The organism is Zavarzinella formosa DSM 19928, assembly GCF_000255705.1.
GTDB lineage: Bacteria > Planctomycetota > Planctomycetia > Gemmatales > Gemmataceae > Zavarzinella > Zavarzinella formosa.
The window spans coordinates 417,707-421,320 of sequence record NZ_JH636443.1 but is presented as its reverse complement, the minus strand read 5'-3'; the positions used below and the strand labels follow the sequence as shown (position 1 = coordinate 421,320).

Sequence of the window (3,614 nt, the reverse complement as noted above, 5' to 3'; positions counted from 1 at the left end):
GTGGCTGATTCTCAAAAACCCCGAGAATCTGGACGAGACCAAAGGGGAACGCGCCCGGCTGGAAGAAGCCCTGCGGATCAACCAACCGCTGGCGACGGCGTATTACATGAAAGAAGAGTTTCGCCACTTCTGGGAGCAGGGGAGCCCGAAAGACGCCGCCCGGTTTCTGGACGACTGGTGTCGGCGGGCCGAGGCGTCCAAGCTGTCGGTGTTGCAGAAGATGGCGAGTTCTTTCCAGATGCACCGGACCGGCCTGCTGAACTACCATCGCTGTCCGATTTCGACCGGCCCCCTCGAAGGGGTGAACAACAAAATCAAGACCCTGCAACGACAGGCCTATGGCTACCGTGACCAAGAATTCTTCCACCTTCGCATTTACTCAATCCATCGAGCCAAGTACGAACTTCTCGGATGAGCCCAAAATCATTTGGGTGGTGGGTGTTATTCCCGAGGTTTTTGAAAAATAGTGTTCAGTTGGCCCGCTGTTTTTGACCGGTTTTGAGCCGAAAATGGGTCGAAACTGGTCGCCGGAGGTGTTTTTGGGTCGTTTTCGAGCGGTTTTGAACACCCATTTTGGGCGGTTTTTCGTTCTTGAAAGTCCGGGGGCTGTAGCGTGTTGGCGGTCAGCACTTCCATTTGGGGTTCGACAGATTGCGTGAAGAGGTTAGAAAACCACGCATCCAATCCCGGCCGTCGGCTTAGTTCGTTGATCTCGCTGTCCGCAGGAACATCTCTTCCAAGGTCTCATCATCCGGGACGACCGCCCGGATGACGCAGCCAGCTTCGCGGGCCAGACGGAAGGCGTTGGCGGGTTGCCAGCCAAGAGGGACGCTGACGCGGAAGTCGGTGCGGTTTTTTCGCTCCACCACATTGATGCCGGCCGTGGCCAAGGCACCGGCGAACGGGTCCGGTTCTCCCTGCACCCGGATCAGGAACCGCTCGGCCCGGCGGGCGCACAACTCGGCCACGGTGCCTTGGCCGCGAACTTGACCGTCGAACAGAATCACCACCTGTTCGGCTACGGCTTCCACATCGGCCAACAAGTGCGTTGACAGGATCAACGATTTTTTGAAATCCCGGCCGAGTTCGAGCAGGAGTTTCAACATCGAATCCCGGCTGGCGGGGTCGAGGCCACTGGTCGGTTCGTCCAGCAGCAAGATCGGCGGATCGTGGGCAATGGCTTGGGCGAGTTTGAGCCGTTGCTTCATGCCGGTGGAATACTCTTCCAGCCGGCGATAGCGGGCGTCTTCCAGTTGCAGATAGGTCAGCACCTCATGCGCCCGGCGAATCGCCTGCTTGCGGGAGAGACCGTACAATTCCCCGGCGAGGGCGACGTAATCCACGCCGCGCAATCCCGGCACCAAGGCGTCGGCCTCCGGCATGAAGCCGATCAGCCGGCGCAGTTCGTAATTGTTTTCGCTGGAGCCATCCGGCAAAATCGGATGCCCCATCACCGTGCCGCTGCCGCCGGACGGCGAGAGCAGCCCCATCAGGATCTTCAAAAGCGTGGACTTGCCCGCCCCGTTCGGGCCGAGTAACCCGATCCGGCCCGTCGGCAGCGTGAGCGTGACGCCACGGAGGGCTTGATAGGAGCCGAAGGAACGAGTGATGTCGGTGAGTTGGATCATTGGGGTATGGCAAGGGCCGATGCCCGGTAACCTAACCCCCCGTCCCCTTTCCCTAAGAAGGAAGGGGGAGCAAGAGGGTGGAATTTGTCTTCAGGTAGGTCAGGCTTTCTAGCCTGACAGGTTCGTCAGGCTAGAAAGCCTGACCTACGTTTCAAAACCACCCACCCTCTTGCTCCCCCTTCCTTCTTAGGGAAGGGGGACGGGGGGTTAGGTTACCCACCAACACTTCCAAGCCAGTCCTTGGCCTTTTACGATCGACATGCCTCATGCTTCAACGACACCCAGCCCGCGCCAGCTTGGCTGCTGGCGACGCATTGGGTGATGAAGTTCATGCCGTCCACGCCGTCGAAGACGTTCGGGTAGAGGGTGTTCACGCCGCCGCTGGTTTTGCCGGTTTCGCGGTTGATGATGTCGTCGTAGACAGCCGTGTAGACGTTGGCGAAGGCTTCAAAGAACGCCTCCGGGTGCCCGGCCGGGAGGCGGCTCGATTTGCCGGCCATCGCCCCGAGGTAGGGGCCGCCGTTGCGGGTGTAGATCTTGTGGGCGTCGCCGTTCTTGCGGACGATCAGCTTGTTCGGCTCCTCTTGGTGCCATTCGAGGGCGCCCTTGGTGCCGTCCACTTCGATGAACAAATCGTTCTCGCGGCCGTGGCTGATCTGGGAGGCCGTCACGGTGCCGAGGGCGCCGTTGGAGTATTTGATCATCGCCGTGCCGTAATCGTCGAGCGCCCGGCCGGCCTCGAAGATCTTCAACTGGCAGGAAATCTGATCGGGAATCAACCCGGTGATGAAGCGGCCGAGGTTGTAGGCATGCGTGCCGATGTCGCCGAAGCAACCGGCGATGCCGCTCTTGGCCGGGTCGGTCCGCCAGGCGGCTTGCTTTTGGTTGTCCGACTCCAACCGGGTGCGGAGCCAGCCTTGGATGTAGAAGGCCCGCACGGCGTTGATCTCGCCGAGTTCGCCGTTCTGGATCATCTCGCGGGCCTGCCGCACCAACGGATAGCCAGTGTAATTGTGGGTGACGCCGAAGACCACGCCGGTCTTCTTGACGACGGCCAGCAGTTCCTCGGCCTGCTTCAAATCAAACGTCAGCGGCTTGTCGCAGATCACGTTGATGCCGGCTTCGGCAAAGGTCTTGGCGATCTCGAAGTGCGTGTGGTTCGGCGTGGCGACGGAAACAAAGTCCACCTTGTCGGCCCGCTTGGCCTCGGTGGCGGCCATTTCCTTGTAGCTGGTGTAAGCACGGTCAAGGGGGATGTCGTAATCCCCGGCGCTGGCCTTGGACCGCTCCGGGTCGCTCGACAAGGCCCCGGCCACCAGGGCGGCGCGATTGTCCAGCACGCCGGCGGTCGCATGGACCCGGCCGATGAAGGAACCCTGGCCGCCGCCAATGAGGCCCATTCGCAGTTTGCGGTTCAACGGTGCGTTCACGCCCATCTGGAGAGTCTCCCGACAAAAAAGGAAGGAATCGTGTGGGATAGGCTACGAGTGGTCGCTGGGACGGGGCAGTGGGGATGGGGGAAAAATGACTAACTCAGGCTTTGGAACTCAGAATGACCAATGACCAATCAGAATTTGTTCACTATCCCAGATGAGGCCCGAACACAATCGGTTTGGTCATTGGTCATTGGGGCATTATGCTAGTTCGTCGGCAGTGAATACTTGTGTGGCCTGAAAAAGAAGTCCTTAGCGCTGGTTTTCTAGGATGAGATTAGCGGTCGCATCCCTGATTCCCAACGAAAAGGACATTCGCCATGATAGCCGATTTCACCGATTTCTGCACTTGGGTCTATTGCCTCGTCGACGACTTTGTCCGGCCGCTGGCTCCCTTGCTGCGACGAACCGGCCCCGAGCCGGAATGTTCCGACTCCGAACTGATCGCCATGGCCGTCATCGGCGAATGCCGGGGATGGCATCGCGAAACGGAACTGCTCGCCGCCCTGAGGGATTACAAGCATCTGTTTCCGCGTCAGCCGGGCCAGAGCCG

3 protein-coding genes and 1 pseudogene are annotated in these 3,614 nt (G+C 59.9%); 2 read left to right on the top strand and 2 right to left on the bottom strand.

From position 1 onward, the window contains the following. A partial coding sequence (locus BGIM_RS0127150; protein ID WP_020472850.1) for a transposase occupies window positions 1-415 on the top strand: 415 nt, incomplete at its 5' end. 283 nt (window positions 416-698) lie between these two features. Here BGIM_RS0127150 and BGIM_RS52630 read toward each other — a convergent pair. Together BGIM_RS52630 and BGIM_RS0127135 are read right to left on the bottom strand one after the other, a co-directional pair. Continuing rightward, entirely contained in the window at window positions 699-1,628 is a 930-nt protein-coding gene (locus BGIM_RS52630; protein ID WP_020472848.1) for an ABC transporter ATP-binding protein, read from the bottom strand. Window positions 1,629-1,876: 248 nt separating this feature from the next. Then, window positions 1,877-3,064, bottom strand: a complete 1,188-nt coding sequence (locus BGIM_RS0127135; RefSeq protein WP_020472847.1) for a Gfo/Idh/MocA family protein — start codon at window positions 3,062-3,064, stop codon at window positions 1,877-1,879. A gap of 317 nt (window positions 3,065-3,381) precedes the next feature. Here BGIM_RS0127135 and BGIM_RS64995 point away from each other — a divergent pair. Beyond that, window positions 3,382-3,614 (top strand): annotated as a pseudogene (locus BGIM_RS64995) (IS982 family transposase); the annotation flags it as partial.

Coding starts and splice junctions, on each gene's coding strand:
- BGIM_RS52630 (WP_020472848.1), bottom strand. CDS start 1,628: ATGATCCAACTCACCGACATCACTCGTTCCTTCGGCTCCTATCAAGCC.
- BGIM_RS0127135 (WP_020472847.1), bottom strand. CDS start 3,064: ATGGGCGTGAACGCACCGTTGAACCGCAAACTGCGAATGGGCCTCATT.